A 26,844-nucleotide genomic window follows, 5' to 3' on the forward strand; every position below is an offset into this window, starting at 1 on the left:
AGGGGTGTGATGGTATTGGGAGTCATGCCATTCGTGAATAATTTATGACAAAAATATTTCAAAATTGAGACGCCTTAGAGGTCGGACAGAGGCAACGGAGGCGTTATGCACGACGGAATCGGCGTATGGGTCAGAATGCAGGCTTTGAAGGAGTAACGAGGCCGGAGTTCCTTGGCAGGCGCGGAATATCAGCCAGAGGGGCTTACCAGTCAGCCAGACGAGTCCGTAACCAAAGGCCTGGCAAGGTGCTCAGCCCTTGATCGGCAAAACGGACGGCGCCGTTTTTATCGATAACGTAATAACTGGGATATCCTTGAATATTCAACTTTTTGGCCGTTGCCGGATCACCCAGCAGCGTGGTGCCGGCGTAACCAACGGATTGGACCATATCGGTCACTTCTGACTTTTGGCGCCAATCCAGAGCGATGGCAATAATACGAATATTGTCGCTTTCGACCCATGGCAGGGTCGGCATACTGACTCGGCAAACACTGCACCAGGGCGCAAACAAATACACCAGCGTGGTCTGGGGTGGCTGGGTGGTATCCGGGAACGGTACGGGTTGCCCGTGCAGGTCAGACAGGTAAATGTCGGGGAACGGGGTATTCCGGTCGAGCAGGTGACGGCCGAGCCATTGGCTGAGCAAGGTCATCACCACCACCATCAATAACAGTTCCAGCCCCCAGCGTTGCCACCGGGGCCTGGCCTGATAGTTTTGTCGCCAGCGGGATTCAGATCGCTTTGGAGAAGCGTTGTTGCTCATGTTGGTAAATATACTCGTCAAATGCCATGCAGGCATTACGCACCAATAGCTGGCCTTTGTCACGAATGGATACACCATCGGCGCTAATACTGACCAGACCATCGTTCACCATGGGCTCCAGGCGTTGCAGCGAAGACAGCAGATAATCATGGCTGTTAATGTTGAATTCGGCGTCGATGGTGCTGAAGTCGACCCGCAGGTGACAGAGTAATTCGCTGATAACCCGACGGCGGATCTGGTCATCGCGGGTGACCTGGCAGCATTTGCTGGATGGCAATTGCTGGTTGTCGAGGGCGGCGCAGTAGTCATCCATACGTACCTGGTTTTGCAGGTAATAATCGCCAATCTGACTGATGGAAGAGACACCAAAACCCAGCAGGTCACAGTCACCATGAGTGGTGTAACCCTGGAAGTTGCGGTGCAAGCTACCATTGGCCTGAGCCAGTGCCAGCTCGTCATTCGGGCGGGCAAAGTGATCCATACCGATATAGTGATAGCCAGCGGCAGTCAGGCGCTGGATGCAGTGCCCGAGAATGGTCAGCTTTTCCTGAGCGGAGGGCAGATCGTCGGCATTGATGCGACGCTGTGGTTTGAAGCGTTCAGGCAAATGAGCGTAATTGAACACGGACAAACGATCCGGGTTTAACTCGATCATGGTGTCCAGCGTCTGGTCAAAGCTGTCACGGGTTTGGTGTGGCAGACCATAGATCAGATCAATATTGATGGAGCGGAAACCCAGTGCCCGTGCTTCCGACATAACCGACCGGATCATGGCTTCAGGTTGCAGGCGGTTAACCGCTTGCTGGACGTCGGGCTGTAAATCCTGCACCCCATAACTGAGGCGATTAAAGCCCAGTTGGCGCAACAGCGTCAGGGTACCGGGGCGCAGTTCGCGCGGGTCGATCTCGATGGAATAGTCCGCGTCTTCAGCATCACTGAACTCGAATGTGTCGCGCAGGAAAGTCACCAGATCCTGCAGTTGCTCATCACTGAGAAAGGTGGGCGTGCCACCGCCCAGATGCAGCTGTTCGACAGGGGCCAGGCGACCGTTATTCGCGCTGGCCAGCAGCGCATGTTTACGGCGGATTTCTGCCTTGAGATAGTCGAGGTAAGGGGCTGCCCGGCTCATGTCCTTGGTCACAATCTTGTTGCAACCACAGTAGTAGCAAACGTGACGACAGAAGGGGATATGCAGGTACAGGGACAGCGGCCGCTGTGGATCACGCCTGGCATAGGCTTCACGTTCGAGAGTGTCGTTTTCGAGCGGCAAGAACTCCACAGCCGTCGGATAGGAGGTATAGCGTGGCCCCGGGCGATTGTAGCGCTGGATCAGCAGGGGATCCCAGGAGACGGTGTGATTCATGCTGAAGTTACCTCGTGATGGCTGGCGGTCTGCAGGGAGGGTGGTCATCGGGTGTGTGACTGGCTGGCAAGCACCGGTGTGGCATGCTGTCGCATCATCAGCCCAACAGCCTGACCCAAGGCAGTGCAGTAAACTGTTACATGAACGAATGATAAATAAGTTGGCAAGCGCTTGAATTGCCTTGTATCAATAGAAGAACGGAGTCAGGTCGTTATGCTTGCCGGAGCATCTGTTTCATCGCTGCCCCGCCTAGCCATGCAGAGTCAGATTAATGGCCCCAAGCATGCCAATACGACGTTTCGCTAGTTAGCCTGACTTGATTTGATGTTGGTAGTCGTTAACCTGATGTGTTTGGTACTCGGGTATAAGCTTGAACCCGCCCGTCCTTTTTATAGTAACGACCAGGAGTCGTCATGCCCAAGAAGCCATTTTCAGCGGAAGAAATCGCTCATCAACGTGAGCGCATTATGGATAGTGCTGCTTCCATCATGGCCGATGTCGGTTTTCATTATCTCTCCATGCGTAAATTGGCGGCTGAGTTAGGGATGACAGCCAGCAATATTTATAACTACTTCCCCAGTAAGGAATCCTTGCTGCTGCATATCCGTCGCCGGGGTTTTGAAATGCTGTTCCAGAATACACGACTGGCGCTGATGGATAGCCAGGATGCAGTGGATTCGCTGCATCGTCTGGCCCATCAACTGACCTGTTTCGCCAGAGACTATGCTGGTTATTACCAACTGATGTTTCAGCCGCCACGGATTCGTCCGGGTTCGACAGGGGACGACGATGGAGGTGTCACCCGGCAGCTGGCGCGGCTACTGGACGAATGGCAACACCAGGCCCAGATGTTATTGACGGACGCCATTGACGGCCTGGCACAGCGGACGGACGTCGAGCGTCAGCGAGTGACGCTGTACTTCCTGACAGCGATTCATGGTTTGGTCGACTGTTATCAATATCAGGCCCTGCCACAGCTGCTGGAAGGGGTGGACCTGATCCCGGAAGATATGGTGCGAACCCATACCGACTGGCTGGTGGAAGCGGTCAAGGTGCGGGTTGTTGATCTCGTCTGAGGCTTGGCCTTACCGGAGCAATGGCAGCTTTATTGCCTGGTGCACAACGTAGAAGAACTGGCAAAATACGGTCAGCCCTGCCAGCAAGAGCAGTGCGGCAGGGCGAAGACCGTATTAACGCAAGCATGAAAAGCATGATAAAACCTGGCTGAAGTCAGGTTTTTCTACAAGCTGGCTGTGTAACTAAAGGAGCGTTGTGGTGGAGTTGAGACATGTTGCAAGCAAGGTTATTCATGGGTTAGAGGTCAGAACCGATAACGCAGCGGAAATGAGTCCTGATAAAGGTAAAATTCCTGCTTTATGGCAAGCATTTGATGAAGCTGTGCCAGTCGATTATAAAAATGGTGAAAGAGTATACGGTGTATATTCCGATTATGAGTCTGACCATACTGGAGAATTTACGGTGCTTGCCGGTTTTGATGGTCAATCACTGCCGCCTGATGTGAGTTTAAAGCAGAGAGTTATTCCAGCGGCCAAATATTTGGTGTTTTCTCACAAGGGAAATATGCCTCAAATAGCTATTGATGCATGGACGGAAATTTGGGAATATTTTTCCAACCCTGGTTCTGAATATAAAAGGGTTTATTCAACTGACTTTGAATATTACCCCAGTGCCGATGCAATTGAAGTTCATATAGCCGTGCTATAGCTGTATAGTTGGCACGGGTGTTTGTTGTTCTGTGTTAATCATTATCAGAGCCAGCTGTCGTCGGTTATCTGACGGTCTGGCTTACAGGCAGCAAAACCTGAAATACAGAATTAACAAGCGATTGTGGGTTAAAACGGGCAATCGGCAATAAACAACAGAGAACGAGCAGGTGGCGGGAAAGACTACCTGAAATCAGGTTTTTCTACAGGCTCGTTATGAATATCTGTACTTTTGGTGATCAGGAATTTATTTTGTTCAAACTTTATTACTACCCAAACAATGCGAGCCTGGCTCCTCATTTTTTACTTCATCACTTAAAAGCAGATTATGAGCTGTTGTTGGTCGATAAGACGTCAAATGCTCAAAAATCTGAAGATTATCTCAGGCTCAACCCTGTAGGGCGAATTCCGACTCTGGTTGTTAATGAGCAGCCCGTTTTTGAAAGTCCGGCCATTTGCATTCACATCTGTGAATTACACCCTGAATCAGATTTGATGCCATCTCCAGATGATCCGAACCGTCCCTTGTTTTATCAGTGGCTCGCGTTTCTTAATAATACGCTGCAAGCTGAACTTATGGTTCACTATTATCCTCATCGCCATACCAATGATGAAGCTACCATTCCAAATGTTGTAGCGGCCCAAGGCGACAGGGTTGCAGACGCCTTATCAATTATCAACGACCAGCTAGAGGGCAATGAATACTTGCTTGGTGGGACGCTAACAGCATGTGATTATTTTTTGTTTATGCTTGCGGAATGGTCGTTGCCACTGGAAAAATCCCCTCTTGAATTTGAGCATCTGGCTGCTTATTTAAAGCGTCTTTGCTCAAATCCAACTATTAAGGCGGTTTGCGATATTGAAGGTATAGACCTCAAACCCTTTGAGTCGTACTCATAACAATCAATTTAAGGAAGCTCTGAAAAAGCCCATCGATTGCCTGTTTCTATGCCAAACCAGCAATCTAAAACAACCCGATAAAGCCCATAATTCCCAGTAAATTGGCAACCCTGATCTGCAATGTTCATCACCATGGCGCCGCTTTTCAGCAGGTGCCAGGTTGTGAACATTCGCGGCGGTGGGTCAGGCTCATAGCTTCATCAACGCCAATGGGCATCTTCATCCCGGACTTTAATTTGTTGCCGTTCTTCGTTTGGTGCCTTTCTTGCGATAGATCAGTTCTGAGGCATCACGCTTTTCCTGCCCGGGTTCCATACCTCTAACCTGAGTGATGCCAGGTGCCTGCGTCGGGAGAGATCCTCCATCTTGATGGCTACTGCGTTTGGCAAAGTAGGGGTGATATTGCTCCAGGTCTGGCGTGCGTCTCATGAATGAAGCAAATTGGTCGAAGGACCCATCCGGGTCAAGCCACAGTCCACAGGGTTTTTGTATATAATGCGCCCGCTTTTATGCGCAATGGCAATTTCCGGGGTTTGAATGGCAAATCGTTATACCGATAACAGTGTGTCCCTGAGTGCGAGTGAGTTGTACTGCGAGCGTGATGACCGGGTGTTATTCGAGCGTTTGAACCTGACCGTCAAGAATGGTGACTTGCTGCAACTGGCGGGGCCAAACGGTGCCGGGAAAACCACCCTGTTACGATTACTGGCCGGACTGAACCGGGATTTTGACGGCGATCTGCTCTGGCATGGCGAGCCATTGACCCAGGTGTTTGCCGATTACGCCAGCCAGCGCTTGTATCTCGGCCATCTGGCGGCGCTCAAGCGTGCGCTGACACCGCTGGAAAATCTGCGCTGGCTGGTCAGTCCATGGATGTCCACGGAATCCGCGTCGGTGATTACCGATGATGATCTGTGGCAAGCACTGGAAGATGTTGAACTGGGCGGTTATGAAGAAACGCCCTGTAATCAGCTTTCGGCCGGGCAGCAGCGCCGTGTCGGTTTGTCGCGGTTAGCGATTGTGCCCGCGCCGCTATGGATTCTGGATGAACCCTTTACCGCTCTGGATGTTGCTGGGGTGGCCTGGTTGGAAGCCCGCATTCAACAGCATGTTGCCCGCAACGGTGCGGTCATTATTACCAGTCACCATGCGTTGCAGAATATTCCGTCACTCAAGCGTCTGGATCTGGGTGAACTGGCCTTGGGCGGAGGACTCTTATGAGCCTGGTGATGGCAACGATCAAGCGGGATCTGCTGTTGGCTGGGCGTAATCCTGGCGAGTGGCTTAATCCGTTGATGTTTTTTCTGATGGTGGTGGCGATGTTCCCACTGGCGGTGGACCCGGACCCTGAATTCTTGTCCCGGATCGCTGGTGGGGTGATCTGGGTCGGTGCTTTACTGGCGACGCTACTGTCACTGGATGCTTTGTATAAAGCCGATGTTGAAGACGGCACTTTGGAACAATGGCTGGCATCGGGAGAATCTCTCTATATGCTGGCGCTGGCCAAGGCCCTGGTGCATTGGCTTTGCAGCGGTTTGCCTCTGACGTTAATGGCCCCGGTGCTGGGGTTAATGATGGCGCTGCCTGATGACGCTTACATCGGTATGTTACTGAGCCTGGCGGTCGGAACGCCGATTCTGAGCCTGCTGGGATCTGTGGGGGCGGCGTTGACGGCCGGGGTGCGCAGTGGTGGATTGCTATTGAGTCTATTGATTTTACCGATGTATGTACCGGTGTTGATCTTTGCTGCCAGTGCGGTTTATCACGCCGGACTGGGGATGGCATACAATGGCCAGATCGGTTTTCTGGGCGCCATGTTGGCGCTGTCTGTGTGTTTGACGCCCTTCGCTTCGGCAGCGGCACTGAAACTGAATTTATCGCGCTAGGCGCACGTTTTTGATCGGGGATTTTATGTGGCAGTGGATTGTACGGCTGTATCACCGCCTGGGTTCGCCCAAATGGTTTTATGAACTGACATCAAAATGGATCTTTTGGTTGGCTTTGCTGTCTGTGGTGGGCTGCGTGGTTGGGCTGGTGCTTGGCTTGCTGTATGCACCGGCTGATTATCAGCAGGGCAACAGCTTTCGCATCATTTATATTCATGTGCCAGCGGCGTTGGTGGCCCAGAGTGCGTTCATCATGATGGCGGTTGCCGGCGCGGTGTTCCTGATCTGGAAAATGAAAATGGCGGCCTGGGTGGCGCGGGCGATTGCGCCGATTGGTGCCAGTTTTTGCCTGATTGCCCTGTTGACCGGCGCGATCTGGGGTAAACCGACCTGGGGGACCTGGTGGGTATGGGATGCACGTCTGACTTCGATGTTGTTGCTGCTGTTCCTGTATTTTGGCGTGATGGCATTACAGCGGGCGATTGAGTCGGAAGAAGCCAGCCACAAGGGCGCGGCGATTCTGGCGCTGGTTGGGCTGGTGAATATTCCCATCATCAAGTATTCGGTGGAGTGGTGGAATACCTTGCACCAGCCAGCGACCTTGAAGTTGACAGAAAAACCGAGCATGCACCCGGATATGTTATTGCCGTTGCTGATCATGATTCTGACAACGTATGTACTGTTTGCCTTGCTGGTGATTTTACGCACCCGTAATGAAATTCTCTGGCATGAACGCAAGCGCAGCTGGGTTCAGGCGTTGCCGGAAATGCTGGGTGGAGGTCGCTAATGGAATTTCACAGTGTCGGCGAATTTCTCGCCATGGGACGTCATGGTTTGTATGTATGGCTGTCTTACGGCCTGAGTGCGCTGGTAATTATTGCCAATCTGGTGCTGCCAATGTTGCAGCGCCGTCGTTTGATTCGGGAACAAGGGCAACGTGTACGCCGTGATCGTCGCGGACAAGCGGCCGCTGACCGAACCGTAGTTAACGAGGAGAAAAACTGACATGCATCCACAACGGAAGAAACGGCTGAAGCTGATTCTGTTTTTGGTGATCGGCTTTGGCGTTGCGGTGGGGCTGTTGATGTATTCCCTTAGCCAGAACATCAACCTGTTCCAGACTCCGACCCAGATTGCCAATGGTGAAGTGCCGGTAGGGCGCACCATTCGTGCCGGTGGTCTGGTGGTTGACGGTAGCGTACAGCGCGATGAAGAAGGGCTGGCGGTTACGTTCCAGGTCACGGATGGTGCCGCCACGGTGCCGATTCATTACGAAGGTATCCTGCCCGACCTGTTCCGTGAGGGACAGGGTATTGTGGCACTGGGCAAGCTGGATGAGCATGGAGTGATACAGGCATCCGAAGTATTGGCCAAGCACGATGAAAACTACATGCCACCGGAAGTGCAGGATGCTCTGGAGCAGGCACACGAAGATGGCAAACAGGCCATGCAGGGTGCATCGGCAACATCGAGCAGTTACTCAATTTCCGAATCGATCAAAAATGACGGAGCCTATTAATGTTGACCGAAGCTTACGGCGCCTTGTCGTCGATTCCGGAGTTTGGCCAACTGGCGCTGATCATGGCGTTTGTGGTGGCGGTATTCCAAACCGTCGTGCCGTTATGGGGGGTACATCGCAATAATACGCTGATGATGGCCTACGCCCGGCCACTGGCGGCAGCCCAGGCGCTGTTTTTGCTGATCAGCCTGGTGGTGTTGGCCTGGTGTTTTGTGGTGGATGATTTCTCGGTGACTTATGTCGCTACCAACAGTAATAGCGCCTTGCCGACGCCGTTTAAAATCAGCGCGGTGTGGGGTGCCCACGAAGGCTCGTTATTACTGTGGGTGGCTTTATTGGGTTGCTGGGGCGTGGCGGTTGCCTTGTTCAGTCGTTCGTTGCCGCTGGATATGCTGGCGCGGGTGCTGGGTATTATGGGGCTGATCTCGACCGGTTTTATTCTGTTTACGCTGGAAACCTCCAATCCGTTTGCCCGCACCTTGCCCTCGGTACCGTCAGAAGGCGGTGATTTGAATCCGCTGCTGCAGGATTTTGGTTTGATCGTGCATCCACCGACCTTGTATATGGGTTACGTTGGCCTGTCCGTGGTGTTTTCGTTCGCTGTGGCGGCGTTGTTGGGTGGGCGTCTGGATGCCGCCTGGGCACGCTGGTCTCGTCCATGGACAACAGCTGCGTGGATTTTTCTGACCATCGGTATCGCCTTGGGCAGCTGGTGGGCTTATTACGAACTGGGCTGGGGTGGCTGGTGGTTCTGGGACCCGGTTGAAAATGCGTCACTGATGCCCTGGCTGGTGGCGACTGCGCTGATGCACTCGCTGGCGGTGACAGAAAAACGCGGCCTGTTCAAAAGCTGGACCGTGTTACTGGCGATCATTGCGTTCTCCCTCAGTCTGCTGGGAACCTTCCTGGTACGTTCCGGCGTACTGACTTCTGTACATGCGTTTGCTTCTGACCCGGAACGAGGGGTGTTTGTACTGGCATTGCTGGGTATCTGCGTGGGTGGCTCGCTGCTGATTTATGCACTCAAGGCGCCCACGGTGGCGTCGGTTGGGCGTTACGACTGGTTATCCCGCGAAAGCTTTTTGCTGATGAACAATCTGCTGTTGCTGGTGGCGGCCTTTGCCATTCTGCTGGGCACCCTGTACCCGTTGCTGATTGATTTCCTTGGCATGGGCAAGATCTCCGTCGGAGCGAGTTGGTTTAACGTGATGTTTGTACCAGTGAGCGTCATGTTGACACTGATTATCGGTATCGGTGCGGTATCGCGCTGGAAGACGGATCAGACCAAACGTCTGGGGCGGGAACTGGGCCTGGCGGCAGTGGCCGCTCCTGTGCTGGGTATCGCCACCCCCTTGATTGTTTCTGGGGAGCTGAATGGCCAGGTTATCCTGGGGATCGGTATTGCCAGCTGGTTGATACTGGCCAGCCTGCTGGATGTCTGGAAAAAATGCCGGGGCCAGTTGCAGCGGATTCCATCGTTGAGTCTCAGTTTTAACGGCATGATTCTGGCGCACATCGGTGTTGCCGCGACGGTGGTCGGTGTGACCATGGTGGCCAACTACAGCCAGGAAGAGTCAGTCCGGATGTCGGTCGGTGACAGTCATACACTGGGAGATTACCGCTTTGAATTTGTCGAGGCGGGGCAAATTCGCGGCCCTAACTACCACGCCGATGCCATCCGTTTCCGGGTCTACGACAACGACCGGCTAATCGGCGAGCTGATGCCGGAAAAACGCCGCTACACGGCGCGGGGTTCGGTCATGACCGAAGCCGCCATCGATGTCACGCTGTTCCGTGACCTGTACGTATCCATGGGTGAGCCACTGGAAAACGGTGCCTGGGGGATGAGGATTCAGGTCAAACCCTTTATGCGCTGGGTCTGGCTGGGAACCATCTTTATGGCGCTGGGCGGGCTGATGGCCATGTTTGATAAACGTTATCGCCAACCACGGCGGTCGGCACCTTCTCCATCTGCAATCGCGGAGGCAACTGCATGAACCGGTTTATTCTGTTTGTCCCTCTGGTTGGCTTTACCATCTTGGCGGGGCTGTTTTTTCTCACCATTGACCGTAAAGACAAGGATGTTTTGCCTTCGCCGCTGGTCGGGCAACCATTTCCGGAATTTGAAATGGTATCGCTGGAAACCGGAGAAGTGGTAACCCGCGATGACTTGCTGGGCAAACGTGCGCTGGTGAATGTCTGGGCTACCTGGTGCCCGACCTGTAAAGCAGAGCATTCTTTCCTTAATTTGCTGGCTGCGGAAGGCATACGCATTTACGGCATCAACTATAAAGACGAAGAGCGCAAGGCGATTCAATGGCTGGCGTCCTACGGCAATCCTTATCGCTGGAACCTGTCGGATACCAATGGCCAGTTGGGCCTGGAACTGGGGGTTTATGGCGCACCGGAGACATTTTTACTGGACAGTCGCGGGATTATTCGTGGTCGACACGTCGGTGATTTGAATGCCCGGGTCTGGTCGACTCTTGAACCTGAATTTGAGAGCTTGCCATGATGCGTTATGAATATCGCCACTGGCTGGCCGGCTTGCTGCTGTTGTTGGGAGCGGTCTCTGCCCACGCGGTGGTGAATGGCTATAAATACCCGTTTGATGATCCTGATGATATTGCCCGTTTTCAGCATCTGGCAGAAGAGCTGCGCTGTCCCAAGTGCCAGAACCAGAACCTGGCGGATTCCAATGCCCCGGTGGCCGGAGACATGCGTGACAAGGTTTATGAGCTGATGAATAACGGCCAGACGGATGAGCAGATTATTGATTATCTGGTCGCCCGTTACGGCGATTTTGTCCATTACAAACCTCCGGTGAGAGCAGAGACCTATGTACTCTGGTTTGGCCCCTTGCTGGCCTTTTTGCTGGGGCTGCTGATCTTGCGACAAATGCGGCGTAATCAGAAAGCTGCTCCGGCTCCATTGACGGCAGAAGAACGTCAGCAACTGGAACAATTAAAAGCCGCAGTCTCGGCGGATTCATCGAACGACCAAAAGGCGAATAACTCATGATCTGGATGTTGTTGATCCTGCTGCTGCCCCTGGTGGCCTTGCTGTATCGCCCTGTGTGGTTCAGACCGGAAACCAATCAGCAGAGTGAAGAAAATCTGCGCCTGTACCAGGAACGTACCGATGAGCTGAAATCCAGCGAGCTGAACGATGCCGAGCAGGCTGCCTTGCAGCTGGAGCTGGACCGTGAATTTCTGGCCAGCGCCGACGGGCATACCAGTCGTGCCGACAAGACCTCTGGCAGCTGGATCATGCTGGGAAGCATGGTTGTGGTGGCCTTGCTGGCGTCGGTCATGCTGTACAGCATCTGGGGGGCGGATAATGCCCTGCGAGCCAGTGCTTTGCTGAACAAGGGCGAACAGGTTGAGCTGACCATGCCGGAGCGCCAGCAGTTGATGCAGCGCCTGGCGGCAGAAGCGGACCATGATCCGGATAATCTGGAGTGGGCTTATCTGAACGCCCGCTTGCTTAACGCCAGCGGTGAATACCAACAGGCCGTTGATGCCTTTGGCGAGATTCTGGAAGCCTTGCCAGAGGACGCTGTCAGTGATCGTGCTGCGACCCTGACATTGATGGCCGAGGCAAAGTTCTTTGCTGCCGACCAACAAGCCGACGAAGCGACCTATGCCTTGCTGGATGAAGCCTTGTCGCTTAATCCCCAAAGCCGTCAGGCTCTGGGCATGGCAGGTATTCTGGCGTTTGAGCTGGGCAAGCATGAGCGGGCGATCAATCACTGGAAAGCCTTGTGGCAGGGATTGCCAGAAGGGCCGGAATCCCAGGTACTGGCACAAGGTATACGTCGGGCTGCAGAACAGTTGGCGACACAGGATATTATCGTCGATCTGGCTTGGCTGGAGCGGGTTGGGCTGACGGTGGCGGTTGATATCAGTGCTGAAGCCAGAGCGGCGGTCAAGCCGGATGATCTGGTGTTTGTGCTGGCGCGGGCGGTGACTGGCCCTCCTTTACCTCTGGCGGTACAACGTTTGACGGTGGCGGATTTGCCCACACAAGTGACCCTGACCGATGCCCAGGCCATGGCTCCGGGTATGACGATCAGTGATTTTGAACAGCTGACATTGATTGCGCGGGTGTCCCGTACCGGACAACCGACTGCTCAGCCAGGAGATTGGCAGGATGAGCGCTCACCGGTGGATCATCGTGACAGTGAAGTCCAGATGTTGACCATCAAAACCCAGGTGAACTGACTGGGTGTCAGCAGAGCCGGTCACTCTGATCGGCTCTGCTGTTTTTTCTGATTACCTGTTTCTCTTTCTAGTTACTTACTTACTCTTACTATTCTTGCTGCACTTTCTGACAAGTGCTTCCTCTGGCTGTTTCCGGCGTTGTAATGCCGTTGTAATACCAGTGGGGGTTATGGCTGCAATGCCAGCTTCAGCTCGCGGCTATCCGGTTCCAGTGTTTGCACGCTGACCCGGACAGTCTGACCAATGGCCAGCGTTTGTTCGCCGTTGCTGTGTGACAGGGTTTTGCTGTCGAATGCCCAGTTGCCCTTCACTTTACGACGATCAATCTGTCCTTCCACCCCGGAGTCTTCAAAACGCACCATGATGTTATTGGCAGTCGCGTATTGAATGACCGCATCAAACTGGGCATCGGCCGGAAACGTTTTTAACCATTGCAGCTTGAGCCAGGATTCCGTCTGATTGGCGGCCACCCGTGCCTTGGCTTGCTTGTCCTGAATCGCACTCAGTAAAGGAGCGTCGACGGCAGGGACGGGTTGCTCTGTCAGAATCGCCGCAATCATACGGTGTACCAACAGATCGTTGTATTTGCGCAACGGTGACGTCATGGTGGTGTAGCGGGGGAAGCCCAGGCCCATATGCGGCTTGTCTTCGGTGGTCAGATTACTGCGCTCAAGCTGGCGACTGATGATCTGCTTGATATTCAGGCCATCATCACCGCCTGCCGCTTGTTTCATCAGGCTGACGTAGTCTTCCAGCGATTTGATTTTGGGTTTCTTTTCCAGCCCCAACTGTTCCTTGAGCAGGGTGGTGACATCCCCGATACGTTCGGTACGAATACCGGCGTGCTCAATAAAAATACCGCTGTTATGTTGCTGCAGCCAATCGGCGCACAGGCGATTACAGACCAGCATGCATTCTTCGACCAGACGTTGGGCGTCGTTACGTTCCTGACGCACGATGTCTTTGACCTTGCCGTTTTCGTCCAGTACCAGGCGATAGTCTGGGCGGTCTTCCATCACCAGACAGGCGTTTTTGCGTTGGCTGGCCAGTGCCTGGGCACAATCTTTCAAGGCATCCAATGACGGCTGCAGAGCGGCATCGATATCACCGAGGCTGCCATCCGCCATAAATTCACCGACTTGCTGGTAAGACAGCTTGGCCTGGCTGGACACCAGCGCCTGAGACAAGCGGGTCAGGGTGGAGGCACCAGCCTGATCAACCGCGACTTCGGCCACCAGAGCAAGGCGTTTGACGCCAGGTTGCAGTGAGCAGAGTTGTTCGGACAATGCTGCCGGCAACATCGGAATCACCAGATTGGCGAAATAGGCCGAGGTCGCACGATCGCGTGCCATCAGGTCAAGGGGAGTACCCGGCTGAATAACCGCTGCCGGATCAGCAATGGCAATATGCAGGGTCCAGCCGGTATCGGTCACGGTCGCACAGAGGGCATCGTCAAGATCGCGGGTGCTGGCGGAGTCGATCGTGACCAGCGGCAGTTCTGTCAGGTCGGCGCGATCGGTGCTGAGGGCATCAATGCCGGCGGCTGCCAGCTCATGGGCCTGTTGCAGTTCGGTTTCGCTGAACTCTGTGGCCAGATTCCATTTCTGACACATGTAGCGGGCTTCGATACCGGCATCCTGGCTGCTGCCTATCACGGTATCAATTTCTGCTTGAGCCCGGCCTGCGGGGTAAGGGTGCTGTGACAGATGCGCCTTGACCAACATGCCTTCTTCGGCATTCTGGCGAGCTTTGGGTGGTACAAAAATCCATCGGTTCAGTGCCTGGTGATCGGGCTGGATAAAGTGGCCTTTACCCTTGATCACATAAGTCCCACAAAAGTCGCTCAGCTCTGTGCTGATCAGGCTTTCGATAATGGCTTGCGTCTTTTTGGTATCCACTTCCTCAACACGAAAAGCAACCCTGTCGCCTGGAAGCACCTTTTCCATCTCTTCCGGTGACATGTAGAACTGCTGGTTATCGTCCGTGACTACGAAGCCGAAGCGTCCGCCAGTCGCTCGAACCTTTCCCTCAAATCTGGGAACACTGTCGTGTATTTCCTGTTTGAGAGATTGCAGTTGTGACAACGAATTCTTATCTAGCATTCCGATCTGGCCCCGGCCGGTAAAAAAGGCCGTTGAGTTTAATGGACGCGTGCCGTGCAGGCCAGCACGGAAAACTCATGCCGCCAGTAGTTCTTGATAAAGATTTACCTCAGGAGGCTTTCTGTCTTAAGTTCTTAACAAATATTTACGATTATGGCCTTTTAAGTCATTGATGGGGCAATTACGCCCTCTCGTTATGTTGAGGTCCAAGTATGTCACGTACTCCCGATTTGAGCCGTCGTCGCTTTTTGCAATCTGTGGCTGGCACGGCCAGCGCGGTGAGTGTACCCGCTGTGATTACCGGCTGTTTTGCCGATGATGACGATGATGATTCCAGCCGTAACCTGACCGTATTTGTCTTTGGCCACGGCGTGGCGTCGGGCGATCCTTTGGTGGATGCCGTGATTATCTGGACCCGGGTAACGCCGGACGAACTCGCGGATGCCGATGCGGAAGCCGAAGTGGGTTATGTCGTGGCGACTGACGCTGCCATGACCGATGTGGTGGCATCCGGCACTGTGTATACCGATGCTTCCCGTGACTATACGGTTAAAGTGGACGTAACAGGGTTGTCGGCAGGCACTGGCTATTATTATCAATTTGCTGGCAAGGATGGTGAAACCTCAACCATCGGTCAGACCAAAACCCTGCCGGAAGGCAGTGTCGACAGCGTCAAACTGGCGGTGTGTTCCTGTTCCAACTTTCCGGCCGGCCTGTTTAACGTTTATCGGGAAATCGCCAACAGCGATGCCGATGCCGTGATCCATCTGGGTGATTACCTGTACGAATACGGCTCCAATGAATACCCCACTGAAGATGCCGAAGGCCGCCAACCGGAGCCAACGGCAGAAATCACCACATTGGCACAATATCGCCAGCGTTACGCGCAATACCATGTGGATGCCAACCTGCAGGCTGCCCATGCCGCCAAGCCGTTTATTTGCGTCTGGGATGATCATGAGTTGGCCAACGACACCTATATCGACGGTGCCGAGAATCATGATGAAACGACCGAAGGCTCATTCAGTGAACGTCGTGATGCTGCCGAGCAGGCCTATCATGAATGGTTGCCGATTCGTACCGGTTCCGATAACGCCCATATCTATCGGGTGTTTGATTTTGGCGATCTGGTACGCCTGCACATGCTGGATACCCGTATTCTGGCCCGTAGCAAGCAACTGGATTACGCCGATTACGTCACTTCTACCGGGCTGGATACCACAGCGTTCATGACGGACATGTCAGACACTTCCCGTACCTTGCTGGGGGATGAACAAACAGCCTGGTTTGGCAACAGCCTGGCTACCTCGGGTGCCACCTGGGATGTATTGGGTCAGCAGGTTTTGATGGGGAGAATGTACATCCCGGCAGATATCTTGCTGGCGATGAGTTCACTGACAACCGTTGAAGACCAGTCGGCACTGGCGACCATGCTGGAAACCTATGCCACCGACAAATACACGCAAAGTCTGGGGATGGATATTGATGACGACGTCGCCACCGCATTGGCCACCACAGCACCGTATAATCTGGATGCCTGGGATGGTTACGAAGTTGCGCGTCAAACGCTGTATGCCCAGATCAGCGGCCAGTCCCGTGATGTGAATCTGGTGACACTGGCGGGTGATACCCACAATGCCTGGGCCAGCCAGCTGACTCAGTCAGGCACCACGATTGGTGTCGAATTTGCCACACCATCGGTGACTTCGCCAGGGCTGGAGTTGTATGCCGGATTTGGTTCGGATGAGGCTTTGCAGGCTAAATTTGAGTCGGCGATTACTACCTTGATTGATGACCTTGAGTATCTGAATGCCGGTCAGCGGGGCTTTATGCTGGTGACCTTTACCGCAGAAAAGGCCAGCTGTGACTGGGTGTTTGTTGATACCATCGCCAGCTCAAGCTACAACGTAACCACAGGTAAACGTATGCAGGTGCTGGCTGGTTCAGAACTGACGCTGGAGAGTGTTGATGATCTGGGCTAGTTTGGGCCAGATAGCGACCTGGTGATAAAACCAAACCCCTGATACCTCCCGGTATCAGGGGTTTTTTACGGCTGGCGGGTTGGCAGGGAGTGATACAGCAGGGAAGTGGCGTAAGGATCGTTGGGCCCGGTTTCCGGTTCGGTGGGGTAACAGTGTCGGCCCAGATAGTGAAATGCCGGGTGCTGGATATCGGGCTGTCGTGATTCTGCCAGCCAGACCTGCTGGCTGATCGCTATGAACTTATCCAGCAAGCCATGGTTATGCTGGTCGTACAGCAGGTCGGCGGCCAGTACCAGATCGACCTGGCCGAGCTGGAGAAAGTCGCTGCATAACGCCAGTTCGGTCTGCTGTTGTGCCAGCGGATTTAACGCCATATTGGCGCGACAGGCGATCAGGGCCTGTGGATCGAGATCGCAGGCAATCACCTGTTTGGCTCCCGCATAGGCGGCAGCAATGGCCACCAAGCCGGAACCACAACCAATATCAAGTACGGCTTTGCCCTTAACCATGGCTGGATGATCCAGCAGATAACGGGCCATCGCCAGACCGCCAGGCCAACACACCGCCCAATAGGCCGGGTGTGCGGCAATACGTAATTGTTCGTCGGCAGCAAACGGCCGATTGATACATTCTGGTGTTGCCAGCCAGAGTTGCAGCTCTGGACAGGCACTCAGGGTTTGGCGACAAACATAGGCATCCGGCAACATTTGCTGTAGCTGCCGGTTGAGTTCCGGGTGGCTGTTATTCACGGCGGTGGTTGATCTGCTCTGCTGGTTGGTGTGCTGCTGATTGTACTGCACGGGTTTGAGTGCCGTTACCCAGGGTAAAACAGGCGTCGACTGTGGCAACCCGATATCCGGCGGCGCTCAGCTGCTGGCCAGCGTCTGTATTGGCGTAGTGATACAGCACCAGCTGACGGCGCAAGGCCTCGGGGTATTCTTTTGCTAGATCATCGAGACCGGTATGGGATGGATTGGAAATCAGGCCACAATCGTGAAATACCACTTCATTGCCGCTTAACTGGTGATTGAGAATTTCAGGGATGGGCCGGGTGTCGCCACTGTAAAAAAACTGTCCGGGCAGGTGCAATGCAAAGGATGAGCCGGGAGCGTGATGCCGGGTCGGATAACAGTGGAAGGTCATGCCGGCGTATTCAAACCGGTCGCTGACTGGTAATAACTGGAACGACTGCCAGAAGTTATGGCCACCTTCGGCCATCGTGCCCGGATACGCTGCCAGCCGCTGATGCAGTACCGGAATGACACTGAGAGGCACAAACAGCGGAATGGGGGCGACCTGTTGCAGCTTCGCCCGTACCGTCAATATTTCCAGATCGGCAATATGATCCATATGCGCATGGGTCATGAAAATAGCTGTCGGCAAGGCCTGATAGCGCTGCTGGACCTGTGCCAGTGTCCCTGGACCACAGTCGATTAATAACAAGGGTTGGCCCTGATGTTCCAGAGTGGCGGCGGCGCTGCCCAGAGCCAGATGGCCGCCGCTGCCAACGCCGTGAAAACAGAGGGATAGCTGATTCGGATAGGTTGTCATAGGATGCCTGTAGAAAATTCCTCTGCCTGAATACGATTACCGTTACTGGAGACTGATTATGTGGCGTCCAAAACATATGTCCATTCCTTCTGCGGATGAGGCTTTGCCGGGCCGCTCCGAGCCTTTGCCAACCAGCAGCCATCACTTTGTGAATGGTCATGTGATTGCCGGAGAGCGCCCGGCAGGGTTATCAGAGCTGATGGTAGGTATGGGTTGCTTCTGGGGTGCCGAACGGGCGTTCTGGTCGCTGCCCGGGGTGTATTCTACCTCGGTCGGGTATGGTGGCGGTCATACCCCTAATCCGACCTACGACGAAGTCTGCAGCGGTTTGACTGGTCACAATGAGTTGGTGCGTATCTGGTATGACGCGCAGCAACTATCGCTACAACAGCTGTTGACGGTGTTCTGGGAAAGTCATGACCCGTGTCAGGGGATGCGTCAGGGCAATGATATCGGTACCCAGTATCGCTCCGGGATTTATCTGCCCGATGCCGCAGCCCTGACGGTGGCAGAGCAGAGCCGGGAGCAGTATCAGCAATGTCTGACGGCAGCAGGCAAGCCAGAGATTACAACCGAAATTCGGACAGGCATTCGTTATTATATGGCTGAAAGTTATCATCAGCAGTATCTGGCCAAGAACCCCGGCGGTTATTGTGGATTGGGAGGCTGTGGGGTGGCTTTCAAGGGAACTACCGCCTGATTACTTATCTAACTCTCGTTCGAGAGCCTGGTGCCTGGGTGGTGTGAAAACCGTGTCAGCAAGCCGGGTCAGAAAGATGTTTTCTGGCACGGTTTTTCACGGTTAAATGGCGATGATCCAGACTGGTCTGATCTCAGCATGGGTGTGATGAGTGGCCGTGCTGATAGAGCATTTTGGTGGGATATATCGTAAGAATCACGTGTTAGACTGACCGTTAATATTATCAAGGGATGAGCGTTTCGTGCGTGCTATTGCTGTATTTCAGCTGAAAGGCGGGGTGGGGAAAACTACTACCGCCGTTAACCTGGCCGCTCTGGCCGCCAGCAACTCCGTTCGCACTCTGCTTTGGGATCTTGACCCGCAAGGGGCCGCCACCTGGATTCTGGGCGTTGAGACTGATCGCAAGCAAGACAAGGTCTGGAGTGAAGGCAAGCCGATCGGCCGTTATATTTACCCGACGCAGTATGACCGTCTGGACGTTTTGGCTGCGGATATCTCTTTGCGCAAATTTCACCAAAGTGTCGCCGACAAACGTACCGCCAGAGATATCACCAGTGATGCTATCGATATGTTGGGAGAAGATTACGAGCTGGTGGTGATTGACTGCCCACCGATACTGTCACCGCAAATTGAAGGGGTGTTACAGGCGGTGGATAAAATTCTGGTGCCGATCGAACCATCGTTACTGTCCATTCGGGCCTATGAACAGTCGAAACAGCATCTCAGCTGGGTCAAAAGTAAACAATGGCTGCCATTTGTCACCCTGATTGATCGCCGCAAGCGAGCGCATGTGCAATGGGCCTCGGAAGTTGCACCAACCATCAAAGAGTTATTGCCGGTTTTTATCGGTCATTCTGCCAGTGCTGAACGGATGCTGGAATTACGCAGCCCGATTGTCGTCTGCCAGCCTAATGTGCCGTTGGCGCGTAATTACCAGGCTCTGTGGGATGCAGTAAAAGAGCAGCTGGCATTTTAACAGGCACTTTTCCGCTCCAGGCCGTTTGCCAGTATTTGTGGATAAGCGATAAAAACAGCCCAGGCAATGGCGGTGGCATAACTGAGGTTGGTTTTTAATTCGTGGTGGGGATCAATCAGAAACTGTCGCTGCGACGCCAGTCCCCGAATCAGGCTGGCCTGATCAGGATTGAATGCCAGGTACTGATCCCAGATTTGCTGGTGCAGATCGTTATCAATCGGGTACAGAGAAGTGCTGTCGTGGTTATTGAGCGGGCGGCGGCATTGTGCTTGTGCCAGAGCAACCAGTTGCTCTTCTGTGGCAACAGAATAACAACCCATATAGTCCAGCGTTGGATGAATAATACTTCTGAGCTCGTGAGGCGTTAGCATCATTGCTCACCTTCCTGTGTCGGATAATCAGTGTCGGATAAGTTGGCAGTATTGAATATCGAAGCAAAAAGAGCGCCATCCCTGTTTTTATTATTATGCCCCCAAAATCGTCATGGTAGCGACGGGTGGCGTGGTCAGGCAGGCATTTGGGGCGATTGTTATGCTGTTTAGGGTAATATTCTGACGAAAACAGGGACGACTTGTCATAAATTTGACAACGGCCGGCCACCAACGCCCAAGGTAGACAATCGATGAATACCGCTATGTATGAATAAGCCCGCGGCGACAGATGGCCCTGTCTCTCCTGTTCTGTCAGGCTGGTTTGACAGTCATTGCCACTTTGACTTCCCGGTTTTTGCGCAAAATCGTCAGGCGGTGTGGCAGCACTGTGAAAGTCTGGGGCTGACGGGCCTGATCGTGCCAGGAATTAGCTGTGAGCAAGGCAAACAACTGGCGTCGTTTTGCCAGGGGCGGCCTTGGTGGTTTGCCCTGGGTCTGCATCCTTTTTTTATTGATCAGCACACGATGGACGATCTGGACTGGCTGGAGCGTGCATTGGTGACATCGGACTGTGTCGCGGTGGGGGAGTTTGGTTTGCACCGGGTTCGGCAGATGGACCCGGCGATACGCCTGCGTCAGCGGCGGTTGTTTGATGCCCAGCTACAGCTGGCGCAACAATATCGACTGCCGGTGATTCTGCATGGTGTTGGTGCGCATGATGAGATCATTCTGGCACTGCGACAAACCCGGTTTGACCAGGGGGGTGTTATCCATGCCTTTAGTGGCAGTGAACAGCAGGCCCGGCAGTATCTTGATCTGGGTTTTCGGTTGGGGCTGGGTGGGCTGTTATTACGGCCCAATGCCCATCGGTTGCGCCGCACTGTACAGCAGTTGCCACTGGACGCCTGGCTACTGGAAACCGATGCACCGGATATGGCTCCGGCAGTGGTTGCCAGCGCTACCAATTCACCGGTTTTTTTACCATTAATCGGCGTTGCCCTGGCACGCCTCAAGCGCGTTACTCCCGCCACCGTGCGTGCCGTACAGGCTGCCCGTATTGGTCAGATATTCAGGCGCTCTACGGATCTTTCCATATAACCTAAAAGTTATATTTTTTTATTTTTCAAAAGGCATTCGTATTAATGTCACTCTAAAGTATGAGATTGATGGGCTCTCAGTTTCTTATTCATGATCAAAATGTTGCCTTTTGTAAGGTGAAATTGATCATTGGTGGGGAGTGGCCTCATTATCGATAGCGATGGAATAACAATAACAATAACAGTAATAACAACAACAGCAGAGTGACTGGTTCATCAGACGCGCGGCTGCCAGGTAAATAAAAACATGAAAATAATAAGTATGCTTGTGTGGTTGCTGGGTATGGCAATGCCATCCTGGGCAGAGTTGCCGGATAGTGAGATTAAACGATTACAGCAGGACCTGACGCCCCTGGGGGCGGAGCGCGCAGGTAACGGCAGTACCATTCCGGCCTGGACGGGCGGCTTGCCACAAGATCAAGGGCCGTGGGAAACCGGTTTTCATCCCGACCCTTATGCCGGCGAGAAGCCGCTGTTGCGGATTGATGCTGGCAACCTCGGTGCTTATCAGGACCAGCTGACCGAAGGGCAGCGTCAGCTGCTGCAGCGTTACCCGGATATGTATTTGAACGTCTACCCCAGCCACCGTTCGGCGTCGTACCCTGATTATGTTTATGATGCCATCCAGTCCAATGCCGCCACGGCACAGTTATTACCGTATGGCTCGGGGGTTACCGGCGCGGTGATGAGTTCGCCGTTTCCGGTTCCAGCCAATGGCCTGGAAGTACTCTGGAATCACACCCTGAGATTTCGGGGGCAGACGGTCTCCTACGAAGCAGTCAGCTCCTTGATCACCACCAACGGCCAGCGAATGGACACCTTGCGGGAGTACAACTATTACTTCAAATACAGCGAGGCGGACATAAAATCATCCGAACTGGAAAACAAAATCTTTCTGTTAACACGAAAAACACTGGCACCAGCGCATCAGGCCGGCAGCCTGACCCTGGTCCATGAAACCCTGGATCAGATGCGAGCGCGGCGCAAGTCGTGGGTGTATACACCGGGTGCTCGACGGTTACGCCGGACACCGGATTTGGCATACGACACACCGGACCCCAACAGTCAGTCGTTACGCACCATTGACCAGGTCGATATGTTTAACGGTGCTCCCGATTATTACGACTGGGATTTGCAGGGTAAACAGGAAATCTATATTCCATACAATGCCTATCGGGTACACCAAGGGGATCTGGCGCTGGACGATATTCTGGCCAAACATCACCTGAACCCTGCCTTGCTGCGTTATGAGTTGCATCGGGTGTGGGTGATCGAGGCCAACTTGCGGGTTGGCTTCAGTCACCGTTATAGCAAGCGCCGTTATTATCTCGATGAAGATTCGTGGTCGATTGTGTATGCCGAAGAATACGATCAGCACGGAGCACTGATACAGATGACGGAAGGGCATTTGATCAACTACTACGATATGCCCTTGATGATGACCACGCTCGAAGTCACCTATGATTTTCCATCCGGACGCTATTACACCGAAGGGCTGGATAACGAGCGGCCGCGCAGCTTTCGCTTTTTTGATACCGGTTTGAATGAAAGTGATTTCTCCACCAATGCCATCCGTCGTCAGGCCAGACGCTGACAGCCAGAAAGCAGGCGGCTACACTACGGACTTTTCTGGATAAGGATATACTGTGGTGAAGGTCTTTTATTGCCGGTTCTGGCCTTGTTGAACAAGGTGTTCAGACCGCGATCGTGGCGATGGAGCCAATGCCGTTATTTACTGCTGGGCATTCCACTGACGGGATGCCTGGCTCTGGCAGATGCCGAGCTACCGGAAAACTTCGCTGAGCTGTCGGACGATGTACAGTCGGTGATTCTGGAGTTTATGTTCTTTCCGGATCGGGCCAATAAGGTCTGGGGAAGAGACCTGGCTGTTTCCGGAGTGCGGTCACTGGTGAAGTATCTGGATAATTACCATACCCAGGTACGTATCGACTTTGATGCCGGGACCATCCATATCGAAAACCGTGGCAGTAAAACACCACTGCAAGCGCTGACACACGCTATCGAAGCGACCTTGCTGACCCCGGCGGACCCGGCAGCGGTGGATCTGCGCACTGCTGCCGACTTTGGCCTGACCGGAACGCCGTTTCTGGCCGGCAAGGTAAAAGATCACGATGGCCAGCTGATTGAATATTCCTGGCGTGCCCGACGTTATGCCGAATACCTGGTGGCTAACCAATTACAACAAGAAAGCAATCGTTACTGGGTCTCGATTCCGATGGTGCAGGAATTTCAACAGGTCAGCGCCCAGCAATATGGCACTCTGGTGCAACAGGCCGCGATTCGTTACAGCGTACCGGCGCCACTGATTCTGGCTATTATTGAAACCGAAAGCAGTTTTAACCCGTTCGCCGTGTCGCCATCCGGTGCTTATGGCCTGATGCAGGTAATGAGTCGGACGGCAGGCAAGGACGTATATGAAAAAATCTACCAGCGCAGTGGCAGCCCCGGTCGTGATGTCCTGCTGCGTCCAGAACAGAATATCGATATTGGTACTGCCTATCTGTCGATTTTGCGGGATCGTTATTTACGCGATATCCAGGGCACCGAAAAACAACTGTATTGCATGATTGCCTCCTACAACGGAGGGGCAGGGAACCTGTATAAAACCTTCCACAGTGACCGTGAAAAAGCCGTTGCCCGCATTAACGCCATGTCGGCCAGCCAGGTGTACCGCACCATTCTATCCAGTCATCCCAGTCAGGAATCCCGTAACTATCTTAAAAAAGTCTCCGCTGCCCAGACGCGTTATGGCGGTGGCACATGACCAGTGTGATGCATTATCCCCCGGCGGACTTGTTGGCCGGACTGCAACAGCACGACGTTTGGTCCAATGCCGGCCTGGAACCGGTTACGCTGGAACATGGCATACAGCTCTGGTTGCTGGCTATCCAGCAGGGACGACTGTTCAATAGTCAGGAAGTAGCGGCTCTGTGGCGGTATATGCCGTATTGGGCATTTGCCTGGGCAGGAGGGCGCGCCATGTCCAGCTATTTGGCCAGGCACCCGCAGCTGGTGGCCGGCAAGCGGGTGTTGGATGTCGGGTGTGGCAGCGGCATAGCGGCGATTCAGGCTGCGCGACAGGGAGCCAGTCGAGTGGCCGTCTGTGATATTGACCCGTTGGCGACCCTGGCTGCACAACACAATGCTCGGTTGAACGGAGTGGTTCTGGATTCGGTGAACGAGCATGATTGGGATGGCTTTGATTTGTACCTGGCTGGTGATCTGTTGTATGACCCCAGCAGCCACGGATTGCTCAATTGCCTGAACGATTGCATTCCAGCGGGGCTGACGGCAGAGCCCGTTAATGCCTGGCAAGCGATATCTGACAGCCAGTCAGCCAATGCAACGCTTGCTGCGACAGCTTGCCCTGCCTCTGCCGCGCTGGATCGCAGACACTTTGCCACCTTGCCGGCCATCGGTGATTTTGATCAGCAGGTTTTGATAGAAATCCACGCTATGCCCGTCGCTCCCTGACCCAGCTGTGATAACCTCGCGGCATGATCACCCCAGAATATCGCTTCAGAATATAGCAACGGAGATTATTATATGCGTCGAGTTATCACACTGACTGCCATGCTGGCAGCATCCCCGACGTGGGCCTTGACCGCCACGGAACTGGATGTGTGGATTCAATCCATGCCAACGGTACAGGTCTGGCTGGATCAACACGAAGATGCGATGCCACAAGGGAATGCGGCAATGACAGACGGCATGGCCGCGATGTTCCAGGAAGGTATCAACAGCCTGAAAACATCGGGATTGTATGGTGAATTCAGCCAGCAACTATCCGCCGTCGGATTTGACAGCGTTGAACAATGGACCCGGATTACCACCGAAATCAGCCTGGGCATGCTGGCAGTCGATATGAACGAGCAAGGTGGAAGCCGTGCCCAGGTACAGCAGCAATTGGCTCAAGTACAGCAAATGCGCAGCAGCGGTAATATGCCAGCAGAGCAACTTAACGCCATGGAATCGATGCTTCGGGGAACATTGACAATGATCGATGAAATGGAATCGGTTGATGCTGCCGACAAGGCACTGGTTCGTGACCGCATGACGGAGCTGCAGGAACTTATACAATAAACAGAGGCTGAACAGGCCGCTGTTATCTCCTGTTGCAGATAGCCGATATACCTGACGATAGTCTCCGGTTGGTTACTGTTTTCCGTTCAGCAAAAACAGCAACCAACCAGGCAGGATCAACCGGTTGCGAGATAGCGCTAGTAGAAGCCGATATTGGATTCCAGCGGCGACAGGCTGGAAACGGCAGCAACCGCCTGGTTGCGCCATTGACGCCGAAACGCAGCCGGTGTTTGCCCAGTCCACTGCTTGAAAGCCCGCTCGAATCCACGACGATCAGAGAACCCCAGTTCATTAGCCAGCTGCTGCACATCTTTACTGGTACGTTTCAACGCCGCCGCAGCGCGTACCAACCGGCAATGCTTGCTTAATTCCGAGAACTGGCTGCCTTCTTCTTGTAGTCGCCGAGTCAATGTCCTGGCGCTGGTGCCCAATAAATCAGCCACCGCCTCCTTGGTCATTGGCAGACAGGTGGGCCAGTAATAAAGAATATGGCGTAACTTGCGACTGAAAGGGCGTTCCGTGTCTTCCGAGCGCCAGGGGACTTCCGCTCCCTCGAGCATGGCTTCCAGGAACGGCATGGCTTTTTTCATCGACTTGTCGAGATAGTCGCTGGAGAAACTGATCCAGTTGCAGCTTTCGCCATAACGAACCGGCACACCAAAATAACGATCGAGTTGATCCCGGTACTGAGGAGGCTGCTGCTGAAAACCAATACCCGTAATATTGTAGAAGCCGTTACCCAGTCGGGAACCGACATCATGAATACCGGCCGCGACCAGCTCCGCTCGGGTCTGACGCGCTTGCGCGCCCCCCTCACTGACATAAAACACTACCTTGACGGCCTGCTGCCCGATAAACACATCGGGAGAATGGCTATCGCTGATCAGTGGGTAATAACGTCGCAACTGTGACAGCGCATCACGGCCCGTACGGCATTCACTCAATAGATACGCCAGTAACCGGAAGCGTCGCCAATCCAGCCGACTACCCATCATCACACCGATGGCCGGTGTCTTCAGGAATTGGCCAGCCTGTTCGACGATACGATCAAACACAGGCACAGGAAATTGTAGTTGGCTGCTACCCCAGTCCTTGGCCAGCTCAGGAAGCTCGTCAGGGTTCAGGCCCCGCTCACGCATGAGCTGGAACAAAGGATGCAACGCGGCCGACGTCAATGTCGGAGTAAGATATGCACTCATAAGTAATGTCATTGTTGTTATTTTTGTTACAGGTAACGTATCACCGCCACCGGCTTCAGACCACCCCTGTAGAGCGCTTTTTCATCGCTATCTGGCTTTGCGCAGCAGATCCTGTCTTCTTTGTTGATAAGCCTTGACAGACAGGGAGGCTCTCCGTATTATATGCAACCTCTGACGCGGGATGGAGCAGTCTGGTAGCTCGTCGGGCTCATAACCCGAAGGTCGTAGGTTCGAATCCTGCTCCCGCAACCATTTATTCAGTGTGCGGTTTAGGTCAGAGTAGCAACAAAAAGTAGTAAGATGATGTCGCGGGATGGAGCAGTCTGGTAGCTCGTCGGGCTCATAACCCGAAGGTCGTAGGTTCGAATCCTGCTCCCGCAACCA

Annotated in this window: 27 protein-coding genes and 2 tRNA genes; 22 read left to right on the forward strand and 7 right to left on the reverse strand. The window is 53.8% G+C overall.

From position 1 onward, the window contains the following. Positions 1-202: 202 nt before the first annotated feature. On the reverse strand, positions 203-763 hold the full coding sequence (locus Q8W32_RS12105; RefSeq protein ID WP_303433315.1) for a TlpA disulfide reductase family protein: 561 nt from the start codon (positions 761-763) through the stop codon (positions 203-205). Continuing rightward, on the reverse strand, positions 732-2,126 hold the full coding sequence (hemN, locus tag Q8W32_RS12110; protein ID WP_305415118.1) for an oxygen-independent coproporphyrinogen III oxidase: 1,395 nt from the start codon (positions 2,124-2,126) through the stop codon (positions 732-734). The genes Q8W32_RS12105 and hemN overlap by 32 nt, the downstream gene beginning before the upstream one ends. A 413-nt stretch (positions 2,127-2,539) precedes the next feature. On the opposite strand from hemN, the gene Q8W32_RS12115 reads away from it, so the two are divergent. From Q8W32_RS12115 to ccmI, 12 genes are all read left to right on the forward strand, one after another. Then, positions 2,540-3,202, forward strand: a complete 663-nt coding sequence (locus tag Q8W32_RS12115) for a TetR/AcrR family transcriptional regulator (protein ID WP_303433317.1) — start codon at positions 2,540-2,542, stop codon at positions 3,200-3,202. A 196-nt stretch (positions 3,203-3,398) separates the two neighbouring features. Then, complete coding sequence (locus Q8W32_RS12120) at positions 3,399-3,851, forward strand: GyrI-like domain-containing protein (RefSeq protein WP_305415119.1); 453 nt, start codon at positions 3,399-3,401, stop codon at positions 3,849-3,851. A 215-nt stretch (positions 3,852-4,066) separates the two neighbouring features. Continuing rightward, on the forward strand, positions 4,067-4,750 hold the full coding sequence (locus Q8W32_RS12125) for a glutathione S-transferase family protein (RefSeq protein ID WP_305415120.1): 684 nt from the start codon (positions 4,067-4,069) through the stop codon (positions 4,748-4,750). 537 nt (positions 4,751-5,287) lie between these two features. Then, positions 5,288-5,971, forward strand: coding sequence for a cytochrome c biogenesis heme-transporting ATPase CcmA (gene ccmA / locus Q8W32_RS12130; RefSeq protein ID WP_303433320.1), 684 nt, complete (start codon positions 5,288-5,290; stop codon positions 5,969-5,971). Beyond that, entirely contained in the window at positions 5,968-6,636 is a 669-nt protein-coding gene (gene ccmB / locus Q8W32_RS12135) for a heme exporter protein CcmB (RefSeq protein WP_303433321.1), read from the forward strand. The genes ccmA and ccmB overlap by 4 nt, the downstream gene beginning before the upstream one ends. Positions 6,637-6,661: 25 nt before the next feature. Then, complete coding sequence (locus Q8W32_RS12140) at positions 6,662-7,423, forward strand: heme ABC transporter permease (protein WP_303433322.1); 762 nt, start codon at positions 6,662-6,664, stop codon at positions 7,421-7,423. Next, positions 7,423-7,641, forward strand: a complete 219-nt coding sequence (gene ccmD / locus Q8W32_RS12145; RefSeq protein ID WP_303433323.1) for a heme exporter protein CcmD — start codon at positions 7,423-7,425, stop codon at positions 7,639-7,641. The genes Q8W32_RS12140 and ccmD overlap by 1 nt, the downstream gene beginning before the upstream one ends. Position 7,642: 1 nt before the next feature. Next, entirely contained in the window at positions 7,643-8,155 is a 513-nt protein-coding gene (gene ccmE, locus Q8W32_RS12150; RefSeq protein WP_303433324.1) for a cytochrome c maturation protein CcmE, read from the forward strand. Continuing rightward, complete coding sequence (locus tag Q8W32_RS12155) at positions 8,155-10,152, forward strand: heme lyase CcmF/NrfE family subunit (RefSeq protein ID WP_305415122.1); 1,998 nt, start codon at positions 8,155-8,157, stop codon at positions 10,150-10,152. The genes ccmE and Q8W32_RS12155 overlap by 1 nt, the downstream gene beginning before the upstream one ends. Then, a complete protein-coding gene (locus tag Q8W32_RS12160; RefSeq protein WP_303433326.1) occupies positions 10,149-10,670 on the forward strand; it encodes a DsbE family thiol:disulfide interchange protein in 522 nt (173 codons plus the stop codon). The genes Q8W32_RS12155 and Q8W32_RS12160 overlap by 4 nt, the downstream gene beginning before the upstream one ends. Further along, on the forward strand, positions 10,667-11,176 hold the full coding sequence (locus Q8W32_RS12165) for a cytochrome c-type biogenesis protein (protein WP_303433327.1): 510 nt from the start codon (positions 10,667-10,669) through the stop codon (positions 11,174-11,176). Before Q8W32_RS12160 ends, Q8W32_RS12165 begins: the two co-directional genes overlap by 4 nt. After that, on the forward strand, positions 11,173-12,378 hold the full coding sequence (ccmI, locus tag Q8W32_RS12170; RefSeq protein WP_305415124.1) for a c-type cytochrome biogenesis protein CcmI: 1,206 nt from the start codon (positions 11,173-11,175) through the stop codon (positions 12,376-12,378). The genes Q8W32_RS12165 and ccmI overlap by 4 nt, the downstream gene beginning before the upstream one ends. A gap of 167 nt (positions 12,379-12,545) precedes the next feature. On the opposite strand, the gene Q8W32_RS12175 is transcribed toward ccmI, so the two are convergent. Beyond that, positions 12,546-14,480 (reverse strand): VacB/RNase II family 3'-5' exoribonuclease, encoded by a 1,935-nt coding sequence (locus Q8W32_RS12175; RefSeq protein WP_305415125.1) that lies wholly within the window; start codon positions 14,478-14,480, stop codon positions 12,546-12,548. Between the two features lie 212 nt (positions 14,481-14,692). Here Q8W32_RS12175 and Q8W32_RS12180 point away from each other — a divergent pair, with 212 nt between their 5' ends. Continuing rightward, entirely contained in the window at positions 14,693-16,462 is a 1,770-nt protein-coding gene (locus Q8W32_RS12180) for an alkaline phosphatase (RefSeq protein WP_305415126.1), read from the forward strand. Between the two features lie 65 nt (positions 16,463-16,527). On the opposite strand, the gene Q8W32_RS12185 is transcribed toward Q8W32_RS12180, so the two are convergent. Both Q8W32_RS12185 and Q8W32_RS12190 read right to left on the reverse strand, forming a co-directional pair. Next, the gene (locus Q8W32_RS12185; protein ID WP_305415128.1) at positions 16,528-17,211 is read right to left on the reverse strand and encodes a methyltransferase; all 684 of its coding nucleotides are present in this window, start codon (positions 17,209-17,211) and stop codon (positions 16,528-16,530) included. Next, positions 17,204-18,013, reverse strand: coding sequence for an MBL fold metallo-hydrolase (locus Q8W32_RS12190; RefSeq protein WP_305415130.1), 810 nt, complete (start codon positions 18,011-18,013; stop codon positions 17,204-17,206). The genes Q8W32_RS12185 and Q8W32_RS12190 overlap by 8 nt, the downstream gene beginning before the upstream one ends. Before the next feature lie 58 nt (positions 18,014-18,071). Between Q8W32_RS12190 and msrA the strand changes: the two genes are divergently transcribed. Together msrA and Q8W32_RS12200 are read left to right on the forward strand one after the other, a co-directional pair. Then, complete coding sequence (msrA, locus tag Q8W32_RS12195) at positions 18,072-18,713, forward strand: peptide-methionine (S)-S-oxide reductase MsrA (protein WP_303433333.1); 642 nt, start codon at positions 18,072-18,074, stop codon at positions 18,711-18,713. A gap of 241 nt (positions 18,714-18,954) precedes the next feature. After that, positions 18,955-19,689, forward strand: a complete 735-nt coding sequence (locus Q8W32_RS12200) for a ParA family protein (protein ID WP_303433334.1) — start codon at positions 18,955-18,957, stop codon at positions 19,687-19,689. Here the strand turns inward: Q8W32_RS12200 and Q8W32_RS12205 are convergent. Continuing rightward, positions 19,686-20,063 (reverse strand): hypothetical protein, encoded by a 378-nt coding sequence (locus Q8W32_RS12205; protein ID WP_303433335.1) that lies wholly within the window; start codon positions 20,061-20,063, stop codon positions 19,686-19,688. The genes Q8W32_RS12200 and Q8W32_RS12205 overlap by 4 nt on opposite strands. Before the next feature lie 264 nt (positions 20,064-20,327). Between Q8W32_RS12205 and Q8W32_RS12210 the strand changes: the two genes are divergently transcribed. The 5 genes from Q8W32_RS12210 (at position 20,328) to Q8W32_RS12230 (ending at position 25,261) form a co-directional block, all read left to right on the forward strand. Continuing rightward, on the forward strand, positions 20,328-21,158 hold the full coding sequence (locus Q8W32_RS12210; protein ID WP_305415131.1) for a TatD family hydrolase: 831 nt from the start codon (positions 20,328-20,330) through the stop codon (positions 21,156-21,158). A gap of 246 nt (positions 21,159-21,404) precedes the next feature. Beyond that, a complete protein-coding gene (locus Q8W32_RS12215) occupies positions 21,405-22,751 on the forward strand; it encodes a DUF1329 domain-containing protein (protein ID WP_305415132.1) in 1,347 nt (448 codons plus the stop codon). Between the two features lie 69 nt (positions 22,752-22,820). Continuing rightward, positions 22,821-23,942, forward strand: a complete 1,122-nt coding sequence (locus tag Q8W32_RS12220; protein WP_303433338.1) for a murein transglycosylase domain-containing protein — start codon at positions 22,821-22,823, stop codon at positions 23,940-23,942. Continuing rightward, entirely contained in the window at positions 23,939-24,652 is a 714-nt protein-coding gene (locus Q8W32_RS12225; protein ID WP_305415133.1) for a methyltransferase, read from the forward strand. Before Q8W32_RS12220 ends, Q8W32_RS12225 begins: the two co-directional genes overlap by 4 nt. A 72-nt stretch (positions 24,653-24,724) precedes the next feature. Then, positions 24,725-25,261 (forward strand): hypothetical protein, encoded by a 537-nt coding sequence (locus Q8W32_RS12230; protein WP_305415134.1) that lies wholly within the window; start codon positions 24,725-24,727, stop codon positions 25,259-25,261. A gap of 137 nt (positions 25,262-25,398) precedes the next feature. Here the strand turns inward: Q8W32_RS12230 and Q8W32_RS12235 are convergent, their stop codons facing one another. Further along, entirely contained in the window at positions 25,399-26,460 is a 1,062-nt protein-coding gene (locus tag Q8W32_RS12235; protein ID WP_305415135.1) for an AraC family transcriptional regulator, read from the reverse strand. A gap of 175 nt (positions 26,461-26,635) precedes the next feature. Between Q8W32_RS12235 and Q8W32_RS12240 the strand changes: the two genes are divergently transcribed. Both Q8W32_RS12240 and Q8W32_RS12245 read left to right on the forward strand, forming a co-directional pair. Next, positions 26,636-26,712, forward strand: a tRNA-Met gene (locus Q8W32_RS12240). Positions 26,713-26,767: 55 nt separating this feature from the next. Further along, positions 26,768-26,844: transfer RNA gene (locus tag Q8W32_RS12245), tRNA-Met, on the forward strand.

Origin of the sequence: Oceanobacter sp. 3_MG-2023 (assembly GCF_030688925.1) — a bacterium.
Lineage (GTDB): Bacteria > Pseudomonadota > Gammaproteobacteria > Pseudomonadales > Oceanobacteraceae > Oceanobacter.